This is a genomic window from Streptococcus rubneri (genome assembly GCF_004785935.1).
GTDB classification, from domain to species: domain Bacteria; phylum Bacillota; class Bacilli; order Lactobacillales; family Streptococcaceae; genus Streptococcus; species Streptococcus rubneri.
Map to the genome: position 1 here is coordinate 114717 of NZ_SRRP01000001.1, position 19428 is coordinate 134144.

Annotated in this window: 20 protein-coding genes and 1 riboswitch; of the genes, 16 read left to right on the forward strand and 4 right to left on the reverse strand. The window is 43.1% G+C overall.

All coding sequences use genetic code 11. The features are described 5' to 3' along the window. The first annotated feature begins 286 nt into the window (after positions 1–286). The 5 genes from glmU (at position 287) to nth (ending at position 4045) form a co-directional block, all read left to right on the forward strand. Positions 287–1666: a bifunctional UDP-N-acetylglucosamine diphosphorylase/glucosamine-1-phosphate N-acetyltransferase GlmU gene (gene glmU / locus E5S68_RS00730; protein ID WP_135781933.1), complete on the forward strand. Its 1380-nt coding sequence runs from the start codon at positions 287–289 to the stop codon at positions 1664–1666. A 9-nt stretch (positions 1667–1675) separates the two neighbouring features. Beyond that, positions 1676–2224 (forward strand): NUDIX hydrolase, encoded by a 549-nt coding sequence (locus E5S68_RS00735; RefSeq protein WP_135781934.1) that lies wholly within the window; start codon positions 1676–1678, stop codon positions 2222–2224. 18 nt (positions 2225–2242) lie between these two features. Then, positions 2243–2581 (forward strand): cell wall synthase accessory phosphoprotein MacP, encoded by a 339-nt coding sequence (gene macP / locus E5S68_RS00740; protein ID WP_135781935.1) that lies wholly within the window; start codon positions 2243–2245, stop codon positions 2579–2581. 27 nt (positions 2582–2608) lie between these two features. Then, complete coding sequence (locus E5S68_RS00745; RefSeq protein WP_135781936.1) at positions 2609–3301, forward strand: 5'-methylthioadenosine/adenosylhomocysteine nucleosidase; 693 nt, start codon at positions 2609–2611, stop codon at positions 3299–3301. 114 nt (positions 3302–3415) lie between these two features. Further along, complete coding sequence (nth, locus tag E5S68_RS00750; protein ID WP_135781937.1) at positions 3416–4045, forward strand: endonuclease III; 630 nt, start codon at positions 3416–3418, stop codon at positions 4043–4045. Between the two features lie 25 nt (positions 4046–4070). On the opposite strand, the gene E5S68_RS00755 is transcribed toward nth, so the two are convergent. The 3 genes from E5S68_RS00755 to E5S68_RS00775 form a co-directional block, all read right to left on the reverse strand. Next, positions 4071–4664, reverse strand: a complete 594-nt coding sequence (locus tag E5S68_RS00755) for a helix-turn-helix domain-containing protein (RefSeq protein ID WP_135781938.1) — start codon at positions 4662–4664, stop codon at positions 4071–4073. Positions 4665–4833: 169 nt separating this feature from the next. After that, positions 4834–5220, reverse strand: coding sequence for a bleomycin resistance protein (locus E5S68_RS00770; RefSeq protein ID WP_135781940.1), 387 nt, complete (start codon positions 5218–5220; stop codon positions 4834–4836). A gap of 11 nt (positions 5221–5231) precedes the next feature. Beyond that, positions 5232–6059: an exodeoxyribonuclease III gene (locus E5S68_RS00775; RefSeq protein ID WP_135781941.1), complete on the reverse strand. Its 828-nt coding sequence runs from the start codon at positions 6057–6059 to the stop codon at positions 5232–5234. 377 nt (positions 6060–6436) lie between these two features. Here E5S68_RS00775 and pbp2b point away from each other — a divergent pair, with 377 nt between their 5' ends. The 9 genes from pbp2b (at position 6437) to E5S68_RS00825 (ending at position 16432) form a co-directional block, all read left to right on the forward strand. Beyond that, on the forward strand, positions 6437–8518 hold the full coding sequence (pbp2b, locus tag E5S68_RS00780) for a penicillin-binding protein PBP2B (protein WP_135781942.1): 2082 nt from the start codon (positions 6437–6439) through the stop codon (positions 8516–8518). Between the two features lie 10 nt (positions 8519–8528). Then, entirely contained in the window at positions 8529–9125 is a 597-nt protein-coding gene (gene recR / locus E5S68_RS00785) for a recombination mediator RecR (RefSeq protein WP_135781943.1), read from the forward strand. Between the two features lie 327 nt (positions 9126–9452). Next, on the forward strand, positions 9453–10499 hold the full coding sequence (locus E5S68_RS00795; RefSeq protein WP_135781944.1) for a D-alanine--D-alanine ligase: 1047 nt from the start codon (positions 9453–9455) through the stop codon (positions 10497–10499). An 88-nt stretch (positions 10500–10587) separates the two neighbouring features. After that, positions 10588–11958 (forward strand): UDP-N-acetylmuramoyl-tripeptide--D-alanyl-D-alanine ligase, encoded by a 1371-nt coding sequence (locus E5S68_RS00800; protein WP_135781945.1) that lies wholly within the window; start codon positions 10588–10590, stop codon positions 11956–11958. Further along, complete coding sequence (locus E5S68_RS00805; protein ID WP_135781946.1) at positions 11948–12559, forward strand: NUDIX hydrolase; 612 nt, start codon at positions 11948–11950, stop codon at positions 12557–12559. Before E5S68_RS00800 ends, E5S68_RS00805 begins: the two co-directional genes overlap by 11 nt. A 29-nt stretch (positions 12560–12588) precedes the next feature. Continuing rightward, positions 12589–13290, forward strand: a complete 702-nt coding sequence (locus tag E5S68_RS00810; protein ID WP_135781947.1) for a YwaF family protein — start codon at positions 12589–12591, stop codon at positions 13288–13290. A 28-nt stretch (positions 13291–13318) separates the two neighbouring features. Further along, entirely contained in the window at positions 13319–14008 is a 690-nt protein-coding gene (locus E5S68_RS00815; RefSeq protein ID WP_135781948.1) for a YwaF family protein, read from the forward strand. Between the two features lie 12 nt (positions 14009–14020). Continuing rightward, positions 14021–14701, forward strand: a complete 681-nt coding sequence (locus E5S68_RS00820; protein WP_135781949.1) for a YwaF family protein — start codon at positions 14021–14023, stop codon at positions 14699–14701. Positions 14702–14887: 186 nt separating this feature from the next. Beyond that, entirely contained in the window at positions 14888–16432 is a 1545-nt protein-coding gene (locus E5S68_RS00825) for a peptide chain release factor 3 (RefSeq protein WP_135781950.1), read from the forward strand. Between the two features lie 491 nt (positions 16433–16923). On the opposite strand, the gene thiT is transcribed toward E5S68_RS00825, so the two are convergent. Then, positions 16924–17499 (reverse strand): energy-coupled thiamine transporter ThiT, encoded by a 576-nt coding sequence (gene thiT / locus E5S68_RS00835; RefSeq protein ID WP_135781951.1) that lies wholly within the window; start codon positions 17497–17499, stop codon positions 16924–16926. An 81-nt stretch (positions 17500–17580) separates the two neighbouring features. After that, positions 17581–17706, reverse strand: a riboswitch (TPP riboswitch). A 101-nt stretch (positions 17707–17807) separates the two neighbouring features. Between thiT and E5S68_RS00840 the strand changes: the two genes are divergently transcribed. Both E5S68_RS00840 and E5S68_RS00845 read left to right on the forward strand, forming a co-directional pair. Then, on the forward strand, positions 17808–18188 hold the full coding sequence (locus tag E5S68_RS00840; protein ID WP_006596927.1) for a PH domain-containing protein: 381 nt from the start codon (positions 17808–17810) through the stop codon (positions 18186–18188). Between the two features lie 81 nt (positions 18189–18269). After that, the gene (locus tag E5S68_RS00845) at positions 18270–19178 is read left to right on the forward strand and encodes a magnesium transporter CorA family protein (protein ID WP_135781952.1); all 909 of its coding nucleotides are present in this window, start codon (positions 18270–18272) and stop codon (positions 19176–19178) included. The last annotated feature ends 250 nt before the right edge of the window (positions 19179–19428 follow it).

Sequence of the window (19428 nt, forward strand, 5' to 3'; positions counted from 1 at the left end):
TCCAGCCTTCGATGTTTAATAGGAATAACTGTATGACACAGTGGTTGATTGGCATCTTTGTTCGCTACTTAGCTCCAAAGATGACCTATGAAGATGGAAAACAATGTTTTCTTTATCTGCAACCTCCAACAGTCTCCCAGACTGTTGGAGCTGTGCGGGGGTGGGAAAACGAACTCTTTTTAATTAGTCGAAGTTCTTTCCCACTCCCTTTGGTTTGGGTCTTATTTTCCAAAAGGGCTAAAAAATGGTATAATGTAAGCGATATTGTACAGAAAAGAGAATGTCTATGCCAAATTATGCCATTATTTTAGCAGCGGGAAAAGGTACCCGTATGAAATCAGATTTGCCGAAGGTTCTTCACAAGGTTGCTGGGATCTCTATGTTGGAGCATGTTTTCCGTAGTGTTGGAGCCATCTCACCCGAAAAGACTGTAACGGTTGTGGGCCACAAGGCTGAATTGGTGGAGCAAGTCTTAGCTGGACAAACCGAGTTTGTCAAACAAACCGAACAATTGGGAACTGGTCATGCAGTTATGATGGCAGAGCCAGTCTTGGAAGCTCTTGAAGGCCACACCCTTGTCATCGCAGGGGATACACCTTTGATTACGGGTGAAAGCCTCAAACACTTGATCGATTTTCATATCAACCACAAAAATGTGGCAACGATTTTAACAGCCGAAGCAGCGAATCCATTTGGTTATGGCCGGATTGTCCGTAATGACAATGCGGAAGTGCTTCGCATCGTCGAGCAAAAAGATGCGACAGATTTTGAAAAGCAAATCAAAGAAATCAATACAGGGACTTATGTTTTTGACAATGCCCGCCTCTTTGAAGCCTTAAAGAATATCAACACTAACAATGCCCAAGGTGAATACTATATCACAGATGTGATTGGGATTTTCCGTGAAGCTGGTGAAAAAGTCGGAGCTTATACGCTCAAAGACTTTGATGAAAGTCTTGGGGTTAACGACCGCGTAGCCCTTGCAACAGCAGAAGGCATCATGCGTCGTCGCATTAACCAAGCTCATATGGTCAATGGAGTGAGCTTTGTCAATCCTGATGCGACCTATATCGATGTCGATGTTGAGATCGCTCCTGAGGTACAAATCGAAGCCAATGTTACCCTAAAAGGGCACACAAAAGTTGGGGCTGAAACCGTCTTAACTAATGGTACCTATATCGTTGACAGTGAAATTGGTGCAGGTGCTGTCATCACCAACTCTATGATTGAAGAGAGCACGGTAGCCGATGGCGTAACGGTAGGACCATATGCCCATATTCGTCCAGGTTCTAGCCTTGCAAAAGATGTCCATATTGGAAACTTTGTCGAAGTCAAAGGTTCGTCTATTGGCGAAAATACCAAAGCGGGTCATTTGACTTACATTGGGAACTGTGAAGTTGGCAGTGACGTCAACTTTGGTGCAGGAACCATCACCGTAAACTATGATGGGAAAAATAAATACAAGACCCTTATTGGCAACAATGTCTTCGTCGGTTCGAATTCGACCATCATTGCGCCAGTTGAGCTCGGGGATAATTCCCTAGTCGGTGCTGGATCCACCATTACCAAAGATGTACCGGCAGATGCGATTGCGATTGGTCGTGGTCGTCAAGTCAATAAGGATGAGTACGCAACTCGTCTTCCCCACCATCCTAAAAATAAATAGGAGATTTTCATGCAATTTGAAGAAAAAACCATTGAGCGCAAGGAGATTTATCAAGGACCGATTTTCCAAGTAGTTACAGATCAAGTGGAACTACCTGACGGAAAAGGTCAAGCGCAGCGTGATTTGATTTTTCATAATGGAGCAGTAGCGGTTTTACCGATCACAGATGAGGGCAAGACCATTTTGGTCAAGCAGTACCGCAAGGCGATCGAGCGGACTTCCGTAGAGGTCCCTGCAGGGAAGTTGGAAAAGGGTGAAAATGCGGATCCTCAAGCAGCCGCTCTGCGTGAGTTGGAAGAAGAAATTGGTTACACAGCGGATTTAGATTTGTTGTATGATTTTTATTCTGCTATTGGATTTTGCAACGAACGGATCAAACTCTATGTTGCGACCAACTTGAAAAAAGTGGAAAATCCTCGCCCCCAAGATGAAGACGAGACCTTGGAACTACTTGAGGTGACTTTAGCAGAAGCTGAGGAGTTGATCCAAACGGGCGATATCTGCGATGCCAAAACGATTATGGCAGTTCAATATTGGAAACACCTACAAGACAAATAAAGAATAGAGGAGACACCGATGGGCAAACCTTTATTAACCGATGATATGATTGAACGGGCAAACCGGGGAGAAGCGATCTCTGGTCCCCCGCTCTTTGATGAAGAAGAAACAAAAGTTCTCCCGACAGGAAACAGGGGATTTGGTTATGAACGACCAGTGACTTCAAGGGAAGTAGACAGTGGACGTGGAGCATCGTATCCTCAGGAGACTATTCCAATCAGAGTCCAACCTACAGTGACTAAGAGTCGTCGGATTGAGAACCAAAAAGATGAGGTGATTCAATCAAAATTGAATAAGATCTTATTTTGGGTCATCCTGCTCCTCATCTTGTTAATTCTTGCAATCTGGCGCTTATAAGGAGCGTCTACCAAAGGAGTTACGATTATGAAAATTGGAATCATTGCGGCCATGCCACAAGAATTAAAAATCTTAGTGGAAGCTTTGCAGAACGGAGAGAAACACCTTCGCCTAGGAAAGGTCTACTATACAGGGTCGATTGGTCGCCATGAAGTGGTCTTGGTTGAAAGTGGTATCGGAAAAGTCATGTCAGCCATGAGTGTGGCTGTGTTGGCAAACGATTTTAAGGTGGAAGCCATTATCAATACAGGTTCTGCAGGTGCCGTAGCACCAGGGATGGCTGTTGGTGATATCGTCCTAGCGGACAAATTGGCCTACCATGATGTCGATGTGACAGCTTTTGGTTATGACTATGGCCAGATGGCGGGGCAACCTCTTTACTTTGAATCCAGCCGCTATTTTGTTTCAGAGATGAAAAAAGTTCTAGCTGAGGAACAAACACCGACCCATGTTGGCCTGATTGCGACTGGGGATAGCTTTATCGCGAGTGAAGAAAAAGTCGCAGCGATTCGAGAACATTTCCCAGAAGTATTGGCAGTTGAGATGGAAGGGGCAGCCATTGCCCAAGCGGCTCATGCAGCTGGTCGTCCTTTCATGGTCATTCGGGCTATGAGTGACACGGCAGATCACGCAGCTAATATCTCTTTTGATGAATTTATTGTTCAGGCTGGCGAGCGTTCTGCTCAAACCTTAATGACTTTCTTGAAGAGATTAGTATAGAAAAACTTAAGATAATAGGACTAGCTAAGGGCTAGTCCTATTTTGCTAAGCTGATTCTGTAAAGTAACTGGTTCTTCATGCTATAATAGATTCTAGTAATGCAAAGGAGAAGTTATGGTTTTATCAAAAAAACGGGCCCGTCATGTGATTGAAGAAATTATTGCCCTCTTTCCGGATGCTCAGCCAAGTTTGGATTTTCGCAACCATTTTGAATTATTAGTAGCGGTGATGCTCTCTGCTCAAACAACGGATGCGGCGGTTAATAAGGCAACTCCTGCCTTGTTTGAAGCCTTCCCAACTCCTCAAGCCATGGCGGTCGCTAGTGAAGCTGACATTGCCAAGCATATTTCCAAATTAGGTCTCTATCGCAATAAGGCTAAGTTTCTCAAAAAATGTGCCCAACAATTGTTGGATAACTTTAATGGGCAAGTCCCTCAGACACGGGAGGAACTGGAGAGTTTAGCCGGAGTGGGACGCAAAACAGCCAATGTGGTCATGAGTGTCGGTTTCGGAATTCCTGCCTTTGCTGTTGATACCCATGTAGAGAGGATTTGCAAGCACCATGACATCGTCAAGAAGTCAGCAACACCATTAGAAGTGGAAAAACGAGTCATGGACGTTCTTCCTCCTGAACGCTGGCTCCCAGCTCATCAGGCCATGATCTATTTTGGACGGGCTATTTGCCATCCGAAAAATCCTGAATGTGATCACTATCCGCAACTCTATAACTTTAAAGACAGTTAAAAAGCGAGGTCTGATGACTTCGCTTTTATTTGATAGGGAAGAAAGTAAGTAAGAGCCAAGAAATCAGTAGAGTAATAGCGCCAATTCCAAGGACAAATAGAATAGGAATGAGGATTCCTTCGTAGGGAGCTTTACCCCTTTCTTCTGCTTCTTCAATCTCGCTCAGACTGCGTCCTTGTTCATAGGCGACAAGCTGGCGATAAGTACGAAGATTATGCTTTTTCTTGAATTTCTCAATGCGTAGGGCGTAGAATATAGCGACAGCAAGAATCAAGCAACTAATAGCGATGCCGTATCCATCCAAATAAAGAATGAGGGGAGTGCTGATGATAGGACTGCCAATTAGCAGTAAGCTAAAGACCACTCCATCTTTTTGATAGCGCATAAATTCTTGGTCGTGAATAATTTGTTTCATGGTTTCCAAATCTCCTTTGACTAGTTTGTCCAGTGACACTTCAAAGACCTTGCTTAGTAAGAGCAGGTTTTGAATATCAGGATAGGTTGCGCCGCGTTCCCAGTTGGAAATGGATTGACGGCTGACAAAGATGATTTCAGCTAATTCGTCTTGAGATAAGTTTTTCTCTTTACGATAGTGCTGAATTTGTTTCCCGACTTGCATAAGATTTCCTCGCTTCCTGATTTCATTCTACTCAATTTTATAAAAAAGGGCTATCAAAGTTCTTTGACATGTTGATTTCATGGGCTTTAGTAAAGGTTTTTGCACTGGATTTACAGGTCTGTCAATTCATATTTCCCTATTGAAAAAGGGGCCAGTAGCCTCCTTCTTCTTATTCACTAAATCTTAAAAAGTAACCATCTGGATCCAAAATCGCAAATTCATGGGGATAAATAAAGTTATCTCCCACTCGAAATTCTCTTTTTGTCAGAGGACGATGGATGGGATATTGAGCTTCCAGCAGTTTTTGGTGGAGCTGAGGGACATCCTTGATGCCAAAGGAAATATTGACACCTCGCCCGAAAGGATAAGTCAGTTGGGCTAATTCTTCTGCGCTGCCTTCTTCTAGCATAAGTTGGCAGTCTTCAAGTGAGAGGAAGAGAAATTTCTCCTCTGGACGCGCGTATTCAACAGAGAATCCCAGCAAGTCGCAGTAGAAGCGCCGCGATTTCTCGATATCCGATACGACAAATTCAGGAATGACAGCTTGATAGTCCATTCGTTTTCTCCTTAGAGCTCAATCTCCATGACAATTGGTGTATGGTCTTGACGGGCGCCGGAGTCAATCATAGCTGATTTAGTCACTTTGTCCGCAATTCGGTTAGAAGTGAGCCAGTAGTCAATTCTCCAGCCTGTATTGTTGATTTTAGAAGTCTTGCTACGTTGCGCCCACCAGGTGTATTGATCTGGAAGGTCCCCATGCAAGTGGCGGAAGGTATCAGTGAATCCTTTGGCTAGCAAGTTGGTGAAGCCTGCCCGTTCTTCATCGGTAAAGCCTGGGGAACGACGGTTGCTAGCTGGATTGGCCAAGTCGATTTCCTTGTGGGCTACGTTGTAGTCGCCTGTAGCCAGAACTGGTTTTTGTTGATCTAGTTCCGCCAGGTAGTCTGCGTATTTGGCATCCCAGATTTGGCGTTCTTCTAGGCGTTTGAGCCCATCCCCAGCATTCGGAGTATAGACCTGGGTCACAAAGAAGTCATCAAATTCAAGAGTAATAATTCGACCCTCGACATCCATGGTAGAGGGAGCACCGATTTCTGGGAAGGTTACCGTTGGTGTCAATTCTTTTTTGTAGAGGAACATGGTTCCTGCATATCCTTTACGAGCGGGTTCTACAGAGGACCGCCAAGTGTTTTCATATCCAGGGAACAGCTCTTCTAAGACCTCTAAGTGTTTTTTCGTTGGTCCTTTGGCAGATAATTTTGTTTCCTGAATGGCAATGATATCCGCATTCTCTGCAACCAAGGTAAGGAGGACGTCTTGCGAGAGCTTCGCGCGTGCAGAGTCACTCGTCAAGGCGGCATTTAATGAGTCAATATTCCATGAGATTAGTTTCATATCGTTTCCTTTACTAACTTTGTCGATGCTTCTATTATACCAAAAAATATCCAGTCTCCTGTTTCTTGTGATTTGAAGAAAGCTACGACACTTTAGTAAACAAGAAATGTTGCTTATGATTTTTCAGTCGAATGTATCCTTACCCAGCTTCACAAAAAGAAGTTGAATGTTTATGTGATTCTCTATCAGAAATACTAGGTGTGAATTTTGCTTTTTCTCGTTCCCAACAGTTCGCGACCTAACGAAATGTGCTATAATGGAGGTTGAGTTTTAAATAAGAAATTCCCTTTGCTTCTTTTTGAAAATAGCCTTCTTTTTCGAAGGAGGTGTTTTCAGATTGGATGCAGTGGGATTCGGATAAGATGGAAAGGAGAGGTATGGCTCGAAAATCTAAGCGTCCGAAAAAAGCGCAAGTTAGAGTGAGAAAATTTGATAATCGTTGGATTACCAGAAGATTGTATCTTTTATTTAGTATTGTATGTACCCTCTTTTTGATTTTGATTGCTCGTCTGGGCTATATGCAAATCACTCATCAAGAATTTTATACGCAAAAATTGGCCAAAGCCACTAAAAAACATCTGACAAGAGGTAGTTTGCGAGGGCAAATCTATGATGCATCTGGCAAACCCTTGGTCGAAAATGTGGACAAGCAGGTCTTGTCTTTTACCCGTAGCAACAAATTTACAGCTGCTCAAATGCGTCAGACAGCTCAGGCTCTTCTGAGTTATGTGGAGGTTTCAAATCCTCAGGTTACCAAGCGCCAAGAAGTTGATTTTTATCTGGCTAATACGGACGTCTATCAAGAGGTAGTGTCCAAGCTTCCAAAAGAGCACCGTATTGATACTGACGGGAATCCTCTCCCAGAAGCGAAAATCTACCAATATGCGGTGGACAGTATTGACCCGGCCAAATTGGGGTATACGGATGAGGAAAAGAAGGCAATCTATCTTTTTAGCCAAATGAATGCCGTCGAGAATTTTGCCAGCGCAACCATTGTAACAGATCCTATGTCTGAGGAACAGGTCACTTCGGTCAGGGACCATCTGAAAGAATTTCCAGGATTCGAAGTGATTACAGGATGGGACCGAAAGGTTGCTGATACACCCTTGGCTTCTATTATTGGAAGTGTCTCTACAGAACAAGCGGGCTTACCTGCTGAAGAAGTAGATGACTATGTGAAAAAAGGTTATGCACTCAATGATCGGGTCGGTACCTCCTATCTGGAAAAAGAATATGAAGCAGTGCTCCAAGGGAAACGCGTTGAAAAAGAAATCCATTTGGATAAGAATGGAAATGTAGAAAAGATCAAAACTCTTTCCAAAGGAAGCAAGGGGAAGAATATCAAACTCTCCATTGATCTCGATTTTCAAAAAGGGGTCGAGGAAATCTTGAAGAAATCCTTCCAAGCAGAATTAGCTGCTGGCAATGCGACCTACTCTGAAGGGGTCTATGCAGTCGCCATGGATCCGAAAACAGGAAAAATTTTGGCCATGGCTGGGATGAAGCATGAAGCAGGTTCGCAAGATCTCACTGCAGATGCCTTGGGGACAGTGACCAATGTCTTTGTTCCAGGGTCAGTGGTCAAGGCAGCCACTCTGACTGCTGGTTGGGAGAATGGTGCCATTTCTGGGAATCAGGTTTTGGTGGATCAACCGATTGTATTTGCTGGTTCTGCTCCTTTGACCTCTTGGTTTACTCAATTTGGAAGCCGAGAGATTGATGCAGTTCAAGCCCTCGAATATTCCTCCAACACCTACATGGTACAGGTGGCTCTTAATCTTATGGGGCAACCTTACCACCCGAATATGCTTTTAAAGACAGATCAGTTGGATCCTGCTATGGAAAAACTACGGTCTACCTTTGCCTCTTATGGACTTGGAGCTCCAACGGGAATTGATCTTCCAAATGAATCAACAGGGTTTGTTCCAAAAGAGTTTTCAGTCGGAAATTACTTGAGCGATGCCTTTGGACAGTTTGATAATTATACCCCGATGCAATTAGCTCAATATGTCGCAACCATCGCCAATGATGGGAAACGGGTAGCCCCTCACCTAGTTCAAGGGGTCTATGAGAATGATGCAAAAGGAGGCTTGGGACCACTGAAGGAAGAGATCCCTACCAAAGAGCTCAACCAAGTCGCACTTACTCCTGAAAATCTCTCCTTGATCAAACAAGGTTTTTATCAAGTGGCAAATGGAACTAGTGGTTTAACAACAGGGAAGGCTGTTGGAGAAGGGGCTGCAGTTTCGATCAGTGCCAAAACAGGAACAGCGGAAACCTTTGTAAATGGCGGAACCCCAGCCATTAATACCAATGTGGTGGCCTATGCACCGTCTGATAATCCTCAGATTGCCGTTGCAGTGGTCTTCCCACATAATACCAATCTCCAAGCGACCGTCAGTCATAATATTACGAGAGAAATTATCAATCTCTACCAGCAAAAACACCCTATGAATTAGAAAGGAAGCTATGCTTTATCCAACTCCCATCGCTAAATTAATTGAAAGTTATTCGAAGCTCCCTGGTATTGGGATCAAGACGGCAACTCGTCTGGCCTTTTATACCATTGGAATGAGTGATGATGATGTCAATGAGTTTGCAAAAAATCTCTTATCAGCAAAGCGGGAATTAGGCTATTGCTCCATCTGTGGAAACCTGACAGATGAAGAAGATTGTGCCATTTGTCGAGATGAGTCTCGTGATCCATCGACCATTTTAGTGGTAGAAGATAGCCGAGATGTTTCAGCCATGGAAAATATCCAGGAGTACCACGGTCGCTATCATGTCCTCCATGGCTTGATTTCGCCCATGAATGGGGTTGGACCGGATGATATTAACCTCAAGTCCTTGATTACACGATTAATGGATCATGAGGTCCAAGAAGTCATTGTGGCGACCAATGCAACTGCAGATGGTGAAGCGACTTCTATGTATATCTCACGCGTCCTCAAACCAGCTGGCATCAAAGTGACCCGTTTGGCGCGTGGATTAGCTGTCGGAGCCGATATCGAGTATGCGGACGAAGTGACCCTTCTTCGAGCTATTGAAAATCGAACCGAGTTATAAGCGGTTACAGAAGAGGCTGGGACAAAAGTCCTAGCCTCTCAATTGTCTTTGGATTGTCGAGCAAGACGCAGTGGTTGAGTGGGCTCTACTACGCTGATTTCATCAGCTTTTATAGCCCTACTCAACTGTGCGGAGGTGGGACGACGAAATCGAATTCTAACGAATTACCGATTTCTGTCCCACTCTCTTTTTTGTTTTTTAGGTGTTCTCACTCGTTTTCTTTCTTTTTAAAGTGTGGTATACTAGAGGGACGAACTCGTATGTGAGGAGTGCTTTTGATAAGTCGATTATGAAGCACAAAATTAAATAAAGGATTAGGACCAAACAATGGCAAAAGAAAAAATTGTACTTCTTTATGGTGGCCGTAGCGCAGAGCGCGAAGTGTCTGTGCTTTCCGCTGAAAGCGTCATGCGGGCGATTAATTATGACAAGTATTCTGTTGAGACTTATTTCATTACTCAAGCTGGGGACTTCATCAAGACCCAAACTTTTGAAGAGAAGCCTGCTGAAACAGAGCGCTTGATGACCAATGAGACCATTGATTGGGACGCTAAAGTAACTCCGAGCAGTATCTACCAAGAAGGAGCGGTTGTCTTTCCAGTCCTTCATGGACCAATGGGAGAAGATGGATCGGTTCAAGGTTTCCTAGAAGTATTGAAACTCCCTTATGTGGGATGTGATATTCTTTCTTCTAGTGTGGCGATGGACAAGATTACCACCAAACGGGTCCTAGAATCTGCAGGGATTCCACAAGTTCCTTATGTGGCTGTCCTTGAAGGAGATGACCTAGAGGCTAAGATTGCCTTAATCGAAAAGGAATTGACCTATCCGGTCTTTACCAAGCCTTCTAATATGGGCTCTAGTGTCGGGATTTCAAAAGCAGAGAACCAAGCAGAACTTCGCAAGTCTTTGGAATTGGCCTTTAAATACGATAGCCGTGTTTTGGTTGAGCAAGGTGTCGTAGCGCGCGAAATCGAAGTAGGATTGTTAGGCAACTACGATGTCAAGAGCACCCTACCTGGTGAAGTGGTCAAAGATGTAGCCTTCTATGACTACGAAGCCAAATACATCGATAATAAGATTACGATGGCGATTCCAGCTGAAATTCCTGCAGAAGTTGCTGCGACCATGCGTCAGAATGCAGAACTAGCCTTCCGTGCCATTGGTGGCAAGGGTCTCTCCCGTTGTGATTTTTTCTACACAGAGGACGGGGGCATCTACTTGAATGAGCTCAATACCATGCCTGGCTTTACCCAATGGTCTATGTATCCTTTACTTTGGGATAACATGGGCTTGTCCTATCCTGATTTGATCGAGCGTTTGGTTGAGTTGGCAAAAGAAACCTTTGAAAAGCGCGAAGCGCACTTACTTTAAGAAACTGTTCCTAGCGGGAGTGGGAGATGAAGTCAACTCATAGAGGAGTCGCTTTTCTTCCTGCTCCCACTTTTTAGAGGAGAATACCATGAATGTAACCTTGCACGAAGTGGCTCGTGTCCTGGCTGTTCGCAATGATATCAGTCAATTTGAAGATTTTGATTTACAGAAGCCAGAATTTGATAGTCGTCTTATTGGTCCGGGGGATCTCTTTGTCCCTCTCAAGGGGGCGCGTGATGGGCATGATTTTATTGAAACCGCCTTTGAAAATGGGGCTGTAGCGACCTTGTCTGAAAAAGAAGTAGAAGGCCACCCGTATTTGTTGGTAGATGATGTTCTAGGGGCCTTTCAAAAATTAGCACAATATATTTTGGAGAAGAGTCAAGTAGATGTCTTGGCAGTCACCGGTTCAAACGGTAAGACAACGACCAAAGATATGTTGGCTCAACTGCTGTCTACTACTTATAAAACCTATAAAACACAAGGGAACTACAACAATGAGATTGGCCTTCCTTACACGGTTCTCCATATGCCAGAAGGAACAGAGAAGCTTGTCCTTGAAATGGGACAGGACCATCTAGGCGATATTCATCTCCTCTCAGAAATTGCCCATCCAAAAGCAGCCATTGTGACCCTCATTGGGGAAGCTCACCTGGAGTTTTTCAAAGATCGCAAAGAAATCGCTAAAGGGAAATTGCAAATTGCGGATGGCATGCCAGCTGGTGGCTTGCTCCTAGTGCCGGCCGATCCGATCGTGAATGCCTACCTCCCTGAAAAACAAACAGTGGTCCGCTTTGGGCCAGATGAGGAGATTTTTATTACCGAGTTAATCGAGCGAAAGGATAGTTTAACTTTCCGTACTAATTTCTTAGAAGAAGCGATTGATCTTCCGGTAACAGGAAAATACAATGCGACCAATGCTATGATTGCAGCTTATGTTGCCTTGAAAGAAGGAGTGAGTGAAGCTGCGATTCGTGATAGTTTTGAAACCTTGCAATTAACGCGCAACCGCACAGAATGGAAGAAGGCAAGTAACGGAGCGGATATTTTATCTGATGTCTACAATGCCAATCCGACGGCTATGCGCCTGATTTTAGAAACCTTCTCGACCATTCCTGCCAATCCAAATGGCCGCAAGTTGGCTGTATTAGCAGATATGAAAGAACTAGGGGAGCAATCCATTGATCTGCACAACCAAATGATTCTCAGCCTCTCGCCAGATGTCTTGAATACCGTCATTTTCTACGGTCAAGATATTGAGGGACTGGCTCAATTAGCGAGTCAGATGTTCCCACTCGGACATGTCTATTATTTCAAGAAGACCGCTGAGGAAGACCAATTTGAGGACCTGGTCAAACAAGTCAAGGAAAGCTTAAAAGAGCAGGACCAAATCCTCATCAAGGGAAGCAATTCTATGAATCTAGCCAAATTGGTAGAGGAGTTGGAGAATGGCGAGTAATAATGTAATAAAGAACATTCAGCGCTTGATTTCAATCACTAATACAGGCTTAGCATTCTCAAAAGATCCATTTGATCAAGAGCGCTATCAAGATATTCGTGCTATTTTACAGGATTTTGTGAGAGAAACGACTGATTTGAATCCACAAGAACTATCGGATTTGTTTCGCCCGACAGACCATTACGACACTCCCTTGATTGATGTAAGGGCGTGGATTGTCAAAGATGGAAAACTTTGTCTGGTGAAAGGTCAGGGAGAAGAGACCTGGGCCTTGCCGGGTGGCTTTGGTGAGGTTGGCTATTCTCCAACAGAAAACATTTTAAAGGAAATCCAAGAAGAAACGGGTTATTCTGCGCGTGTTATCAGATTGTTGGCAGTGTTTGATACCAATCGCTACCAATTGCAAAGCCGCCAATATGTGAAATTGGTATTTGAATGTGAATTATTAGATGGAAATTTTGAAAAGAACCAGGAAATTTCCGATCTTGCCTTTTTTGAGAGAGAAAAAATACCTGCTCTTTCTACCAAGCGCAATACAGAAGAACAATTGAACTTCCTTTGGGAGGTTTATGATGGGAAACGAGATTTGTATTGTGATTAAAAACGATCTATAAATTAAAGGGATATAAAATGACACTTTGGGATTTATTGTTTACGAACCAAAAATCAGCCCCACCTGAGTTTGGGCTCTGGTATTTCATTCTGCCAGCTTCTTTGTTGGTGGTTGGCTACTTTTCCATTAGATATGCGCAGTCCAAAAGCTACCAACGCTTTTGGTATTGGGCACAGTTGATCCAAGTCTTGACCATCAATGCTTGGTATATTCTTGCCCACATGCCTTTGACGGATAATTTGCCTTTTTATCATTGCCGCTTGGCCATGTTGGTGATTCTCTTTGCCCCTAAAGGGACCTATATCAAGCAATATTTTGCTCTCTTGGGAGTTTTGGGATCGATTGCGGCCTTGGTGTATCCGGCCTTTGATCCTTTCCCATTCCCTCATATCACTGTGTTGAATCTGATTTTTAGTCACTGGGCCTTGCTTGCCAATAGTTTGATTTACCTACAGGATCATTATCAATCTGAAAAACAAGACAGCTTGAGAATTTTCAAGATTACTTTTGGCATGAATGCGGTGATTTTCTTGGTCAACCTTTTGACGAAAGGGGATTATGGCTTCTTACGGCGTCCACCAATCATTGGAGACCACGGTGCTCTCTTGAACTACCTCTTGGTTAGCTTTGTGATGGTAGCTGGAATTTTCTTGGTCAACCAACGTTATAAGTACAAATACAAGATGGTTGAAGAGACTGTCGGTTCGCGTTCGGAATAGAAATTAGATGAGCTGAGGGGAGGAAGACATGAGTCTTTGGGATTTATTTTTCACCAGTCAACCAACGGCTCCACCTCAATTGGGGGCTTGGTATTTCTTGTTGCCGACATCATTGGTAGTGGTGGGGCTTCTATCTATTCGATTTGCCTCTTCCAAAGGCTATAAAAATTTTTGGTATTGGGGGCAATTGATCCAGTTGCTGATTATCAACTCTTGGTATATTGCAGCACATTTGCCTGTTTCAGAAAGTCTTCCCTTCTACCATAGCCGGATGGCCATGTGGATTATTCTCTTGGCTCCCAAGGGAAGATTCAAGCAATATTTTGCTCTTGTTGGTGTCTTTGGATCTATCATGGCTTTGGTTCATCCCGTCTTTTATCCCTATCCTTTTCCTCATGTATCCTCAATCAACAATGTCTTTGGCCACTGGGCCCTCTTGGCCAATTGCTTGATCTATCTGGTTCAATCCTACCAGGTGGAAGAAAGAGATGCTTGGAAAATCTGTCAGATGACTTTTGGGGTCAATGCTATTATTCAGCTGGCTAATCTCGTAACGGGTGGAAATTACGGCTTTATGCGTCGTCCTCCTGTAATTGGCAATCATGGGCTCGTGCTCAATTACTTAATCGTGACCATCCTGATGACAGGAACCCTTATCCTGATCAATGCGATCGTTAAGTCCAGTAAGAAAAGAAAAAGAACATCTGAATCCGATTAATAAGGAGATCCTATGCATCATTTTTTTACAACTGAATCCACTGCACCACCTGTTATCCCGCTCCTTTGGTATGGGGTCATGGTTCTTTTAATTGTAATGGCAGTTTGGGCTTCATTACGTTACTATCAAAATGAACAATTTCGGAAGATCTTTCGGAACTTACAAATTTTTCAATTGATCTGTCTCTATATCTGGTATTTTGCTTTTCAGCTTCCCTGGTCCAATAGTTTACCCTTGTACCATTGTCGTTTGGCCATGTTTGCTGTCTTGCTCTTACCAGACCGATGGAAGAGCAAGCAGTTTTTTGCCTTGATGGGAGTCAGTGGGGCGATCTTTGCCTTGGGTTATCCGGTCTTTGACCCCTATACCTTCCCTCATATTACGAGCTTTTCTTTCCTCTTAGGTCATTACTGTCTCTTGGTTAATTCCTTGATTTATCTCTTGAGATGCTATGATTCGAGCCTCTTAAAAAATCGAGAAATTGTTCTTTATACCTTCGTCCTCGATTTATTTCTAGTCGGTGTCAACCAAGTCACTGGAGGAAATTATGGACTCATGGCCCGGCCACCAATTATCAAAGGGGACATCCTCCTGGTGAATTATGTCGTGGTTTCCAGCATCCTAGCAGCAGCCTTGCTTCTCTTTAATGTATTTTTCAGTCGCAGAAGAGAGCGGGTTATAGTTAGCAAATAACTATCATCAAAGAAGACTAGAATCGCATGATTTTAGTCTTTCTTTTTGATTTCAATGATGAATCATCGTTGAAAAAAGCCTCTATTTCCGCTATAATAGGTTAGTTAAGGTAAAAGGAGAGAACCAATGTAGATGGATCCTACTTACTAAAAAATACGTTTTAAAAAAATAACTGAGGAAGAAAGAATGACAATAACTGACGAAATTAAAAAACGCCGTACCTTTGCCATCATCTCCCACCCGGATGCTGGTAAAACGACGATTACAGAGCAATTGCTCTATTTTGGGGGAGAGATTCGGGAAGCTGGTACTGTTAAAGGAAAGAAAACTGGAAACTTTGCCAAGTCTGACTGGATGGATATCGAAAAACAACGTGGGATTTCGGTAACCTCATCTGTCATGCAGTTTGACTATGATGGGAAAAGGGTCAACATCCTTGATACACCAGGGCACGAGGACTTTTCAGAAGATACTTATCGGACCTTGATGGCAGTGGATGCTGCGGTCATGGTGGTGGACTCTGCCAAGGGTATCGAGGCCCAAACCAAGAAATTGTTTGAGGTTGTCAAACACCGTGGGATTCCAGTCTTCACTTTTATGAATAAGCTGGACCGTGATGGCCGTGAGCCATTGGATCTCTTGCAAGAATTGGAAGAAGTCTTGGGCATCGCTAGCTACCCGATGAATTGGCCAATCGGGATGGGGAAAGCCTTTGAGGGGCTCTATGATCTCTATAACCAACGCTTGGAACTTTATAAAGGAGACGAACGCTTTGCAAGTCTAGAAGATGGAGATAAGCTCTTTGCTAATAACCCCTTCTACGAACAAGTGAAAGACGATATCGAACTCTTGCAAGAAGCAGGAAATGAATTCTCTGAAGAAGCTATTCTTGCAGGTGAATTAACTCCAGTTTTCTTTGGTTCAGCTTTGACCAACTTCGGAGTACAGACTTTCTTGGAAACCTTCTTGAAGTTTGCTCCAGAGCCTCATGGGCATAAGAAAACAGACGGAGAGATTGTCGATCCTTATGACAAGGATTTCTCAGGCTTTGTCTTTAAAATCCAAGCCAATATGGACCCTCGTCACCGCGACCGGATCGCCTTTGTTCGGATCGTATCTGGCGAATTTGAGCGTGGTATGAGTGTCAATTTGCCTCGTACTGGTAAGGGAGCTAAACTTTCTAATGTCACCCAGTTTATGGCCGAAAGCCGTGAAAATGTGACCAATGCCGTAGCGGGTGATATCATAGGGGTATACGATACCGGTACTTATCAGGTTGGGGATACGCTGACTGTTGGTAAAAATAAGTTTGAATTTGAACCACTGCCAACCTTTACGCCTGAAATCTTCATGAAGGTATCTGCTAAGAATGTCATAAAGCAAAAATCCTTCCACAAGGGGATTGAGCAATTGGTTCAAGAAGGAGCTATTCAGCTTTACACCAACTACCAAACGGGTGAATACATGCTTGGGGCTGTTGGTCAATTGCAGTTTGAGGTCTTTAAACACCGCATGGAAAATGAGTACAATGCCGAAGTAGTTATGAGCCCAATGGGTAAAAAGACTGTTCGCTGGATCAAACCTGAAGATTTAGATGAGCGCATGTCTTCAAGTAGAAACATTCTGGCCAAAGACCGCTTTGACCAGCCTGTCTTTCTCTTTGAAAACGACTTTGCCCTCCGCTGGTTTGCGGACAAGTATCCAGATGTTGAACTAGAGGAAAAGATGTGATTCAGTAAGTCTACTTGATTGCAAAGCAATCTAAGTAGACTACGAGGCTGGGACAAAAGTCCTAGCCTCTCAATTGTCTTTGGATTATCGAGCAAGACGCAGTGGTTGAGTGGGCTCTACTACGCTGATTTTATCAGCTTTTACAGCCCTACTCAACTGTGCGGAGGTGGGACGACGAAATCGAATTCTAACGAATGACCGATTTCTGTCCCACTCTCTAACTGTCTTACTAACTTCGTTTGGCAAATTGGATCGATTTGCCAAACTCCGTGTCGTAGTTCAGGAAATCTATTTGGTTGTATAACAGTCTAATAATCTGTTTCCGCTATGGCGGTTTACCTAAACGCTTCAATAGGAAAAGTCCACGAATGGTATCGATTCGTGAGCTTTTCCGTTGTAACAGTTAGAAAGAGGACTAGCTAACTAGTCTCTTGGTTCACTTTGGGAATAGAATATATAAATTGAAAAACCAGCTCAAGCGAGCTGGCTTTTTATTGTTCTGTAATGAGGAGTCTTCCCAAAAATTCTTGTAGAATAAAGAAGACAATGAGGCTAGCAATGGTCTCCCCTATGAAGGAGGAGCTATTCACAATCAGAGAGTAGAGGTAGGCACTTTGCCCTTCTGGCGCATAGCTTCCCCAGAAGATGACCCCTGCAATGTAGTGAATCAGGTAGCGTGCAAAACCACCCAGGACGACTCCAACAGTAATATAAGTGAGTGTCTGAACTCGTTTCTTATCTCTGATAGCCTTATCAAGCGTAGGTTTGACAATTCCACTCAGTCCAATCAAGCTAAAGGCGACAAAGTACTCTAAGAAACCTTGGATTGGAGTCAACCAACCACCAGCTGCTTCCCCTGTTACCACTTGTAAGAGTCCCCAGATGAAACCTCCCATTGCACCAGCCCTCACTCCCCAGCGGAAACTAAGAAGAAAGATAGGAACCATCTTAAAAGATAGAGAAATCCAAGGGCCTAAGGATAGAGGCTGGGTAACCAAATCCAAAATATAAGCAATAGTTGCTAAAAGGGCAACCTCAATCATTGGTCGAACCGTAGTTTTCGACATAAAAAAACCTCCTATACCAATCGTTTTGATTGGCTCATTTCTTGCCACATCAAAACGTTGTCATAGAAGTTCTCTATTTCTTTCTGTTTTGAGACACATCCCTACGCAGGTCCTAACCTGATCAGGTGGTAAGAGTTTAGGCGAGAGCGTGAATACCTAGAGTATTTAGCCCAGCCAATCTCAGCAATTGCTCCTCTTGTGACTCTTACATTATACTATCTAAAAATCGTTCCTGCAACTGTTTAACTCGCAAAAAATATGGTATAGTTATTAAGATAGAAAATGCACAAGTTGTGGAGGAAAAAATCATGGGTATTTTTGCAGGTTTGATGGGCAATGCTTCTCAAAAAGACGTCGATAAGGTTGAAAAAGATTTAGGAGACATCCTGGTTCCAGGGGAGCAGGTAACCTTGGCTTTTAGCTTGATTCGTGACCTAATTGTTTTTACAGAGTATCGCTTGATTTTAGTAGACAAACAAGGGATGACAGGGAAGAAAACATCTTATAAATCCCTTCCCTATCGTTCCATTTCACGGTTTTCAGTAGAAACATCTGGTCATTTTGATTTGGATGCAGAATTAAAAATTTGGGTTTCATCAGCTGTAGAACCATCAGAAACACTTCAATTTAAGAGCGATAATAGTGTTATTGAAATCCAGCAGGCTTTGGCAGCTGCTGTATTGCGTTGATCAGTGAATGAGGACAGGACTCATCTAGCGATTTCGGGTGATCGGTAGGAGTAATGGTAGATAAGGTAAAGAGGAAACGAAATGTTCGTTGAAAAAAAGTTAGGAGATGGTCGGAGTTGGATTAATATTGATTCTGACTTGATTACAGAAACCTCCCAGTTGTACCAAAAGTATGGTATTGATCAAGAAACCATTGAATATGCACTGGATAAAAATGAACGTGCCCACATGGATTACAATCGTGAAAATGGAACTGTGACTTTTATCTATAATGTATTGGATATGGAAAAGGAAAAGGAATATTACGAAACCATTCCGATGACTTTCATTGTCCAAGGGCCACGTCTTGTGACTATTAGTAACCGAGACAACGCCTATATTATTGCACAAATGGAACGCTATGTTGATGCTCATGAAAGTTTATCCACCTTTAAACTCTTGTTTGCGGGGCTTGAGATGATTAGTAATGCTTATTATCCGATTATTGAGCGTCTAGATAAGCACAAGGATGAGATTACTCGTCTCTTACGAAAAACGACAACTAGTAAGAACCTTTATGCTCTTTCTGACGTGGAAACAGGTATGGTCTATCTAACATCCGCTGCCAAGCAAAATCGCATGCTTCTGGAACATATCAAGGCTCACCTAATCTACCGCCAATTTGATGATGTGGAAAAAGAACAATTTGATGATGCCATGATTGAGGCCAGACAGTTGGTATATATGACGGAGTTGAACTCTCAGGTCTTGCAACAGTTATCTAGCTCCTACAATAACATCCTAAACAACAACCTGAATGATAATTTGACCACTTTGACTATTTTAGAGGCCCTTCTAGCTGTTTTAGCTGTTATCACTGGTTTTTTTGGGATGAATGTCCCTTTGCCCTTCACCAATGAACCCAATGCTTGGCTTTATATCTCTATTGCAAGCTTTGTACTCTGGATCATCTTGTCTCGTATTTTGCGCTGGATTGCTCATAAACGATAAAAAAAGAGGTAGGGACGAAATTCCTTACCTCTTTCGTATTTAATCAATTTCAGAAAAAGCTATATTTTTTACTCTGCCTCCTCTATGAAGAAAAGGCAGTTTAGATACAAATGATCGACTGTACAAAATCTTCTTGGAAATAGTAGGAGTAGATTTAATAGTACTGAGTGGATTATAAACAATTTATAATTGGAATGAATCGTTGAATCAGTCAAAAAACATAGCATTTAATTTATACTGAAATATCATA

Excerpts from the sequence above, each read along its gene's own strand:
- E5S68_RS00735 (WP_135781934.1), top strand. The coding sequence starts at position 1,676 with ATGCAATTTGAAGAAAAAACCATTGAGCGCAAGGAGATTTATCAAGGA.
- E5S68_RS00825 (WP_135781950.1), top strand. The coding sequence starts at position 14,888 with ATGACAATAACTGACGAAATTAAAAAACGCCGTACCTTTGCCATCATC.
- pbp2b (WP_135781942.1), top strand. The coding sequence starts at position 6,437 with ATGGCTCGAAAATCTAAGCGTCCGAAAAAAGCGCAAGTTAGAGTGAGA.
- E5S68_RS00840 (WP_006596927.1), top strand. The coding sequence starts at position 17,808 with ATGGGTATTTTTGCAGGTTTGATGGGCAATGCTTCTCAAAAAGACGTC.
- E5S68_RS00800 (WP_135781945.1), top strand. The coding sequence starts at position 10,588 with ATGAATGTAACCTTGCACGAAGTGGCTCGTGTCCTGGCTGTTCGCAAT.
- macP (WP_135781935.1), top strand. The coding sequence starts at position 2,243 with ATGGGCAAACCTTTATTAACCGATGATATGATTGAACGGGCAAACCGG.
- E5S68_RS00810 (WP_135781947.1), top strand. The coding sequence starts at position 12,589 with ATGACACTTTGGGATTTATTGTTTACGAACCAAAAATCAGCCCCACCT.
- glmU (WP_135781933.1), top strand. The coding sequence starts at position 287 with ATGCCAAATTATGCCATTATTTTAGCAGCGGGAAAAGGTACCCGTATG.
- E5S68_RS00775 (WP_135781941.1), bottom strand. The coding sequence starts at position 6,059 with ATGAAACTAATCTCATGGAATATTGACTCATTAAATGCCGCCTTGACG.
- E5S68_RS00815 (WP_135781948.1), top strand. The coding sequence starts at position 13,319 with ATGAGTCTTTGGGATTTATTTTTCACCAGTCAACCAACGGCTCCACCT.
- E5S68_RS00795 (WP_135781944.1), top strand. The coding sequence starts at position 9,453 with ATGGCAAAAGAAAAAATTGTACTTCTTTATGGTGGCCGTAGCGCAGAG.
- recR (WP_135781943.1), top strand. The coding sequence starts at position 8,529 with ATGCTTTATCCAACTCCCATCGCTAAATTAATTGAAAGTTATTCGAAG.
- thiT (WP_135781951.1), bottom strand. The coding sequence starts at position 17,499 with ATGTCGAAAACTACGGTTCGACCAATGATTGAGGTTGCCCTTTTAGCA.
- E5S68_RS00755 (WP_135781938.1), bottom strand. The coding sequence starts at position 4,664 with ATGCAAGTCGGGAAACAAATTCAGCACTATCGTAAAGAGAAAAACTTA.
- E5S68_RS00745 (WP_135781936.1), top strand. The coding sequence starts at position 2,609 with ATGAAAATTGGAATCATTGCGGCCATGCCACAAGAATTAAAAATCTTA.
- E5S68_RS00845 (WP_135781952.1), top strand. The coding sequence starts at position 18,270 with ATGTTCGTTGAAAAAAAGTTAGGAGATGGTCGGAGTTGGATTAATATT.
- E5S68_RS00805 (WP_135781946.1), top strand. The coding sequence starts at position 11,948 with ATGGCGAGTAATAATGTAATAAAGAACATTCAGCGCTTGATTTCAATC.
- E5S68_RS00770 (WP_135781940.1), bottom strand. The coding sequence starts at position 5,220 with ATGGACTATCAAGCTGTCATTCCTGAATTTGTCGTATCGGATATCGAG.
- nth (WP_135781937.1), top strand. The coding sequence starts at position 3,416 with ATGGTTTTATCAAAAAAACGGGCCCGTCATGTGATTGAAGAAATTATT.
- E5S68_RS00820 (WP_135781949.1), top strand. The coding sequence starts at position 14,021 with ATGCATCATTTTTTTACAACTGAATCCACTGCACCACCTGTTATCCCG.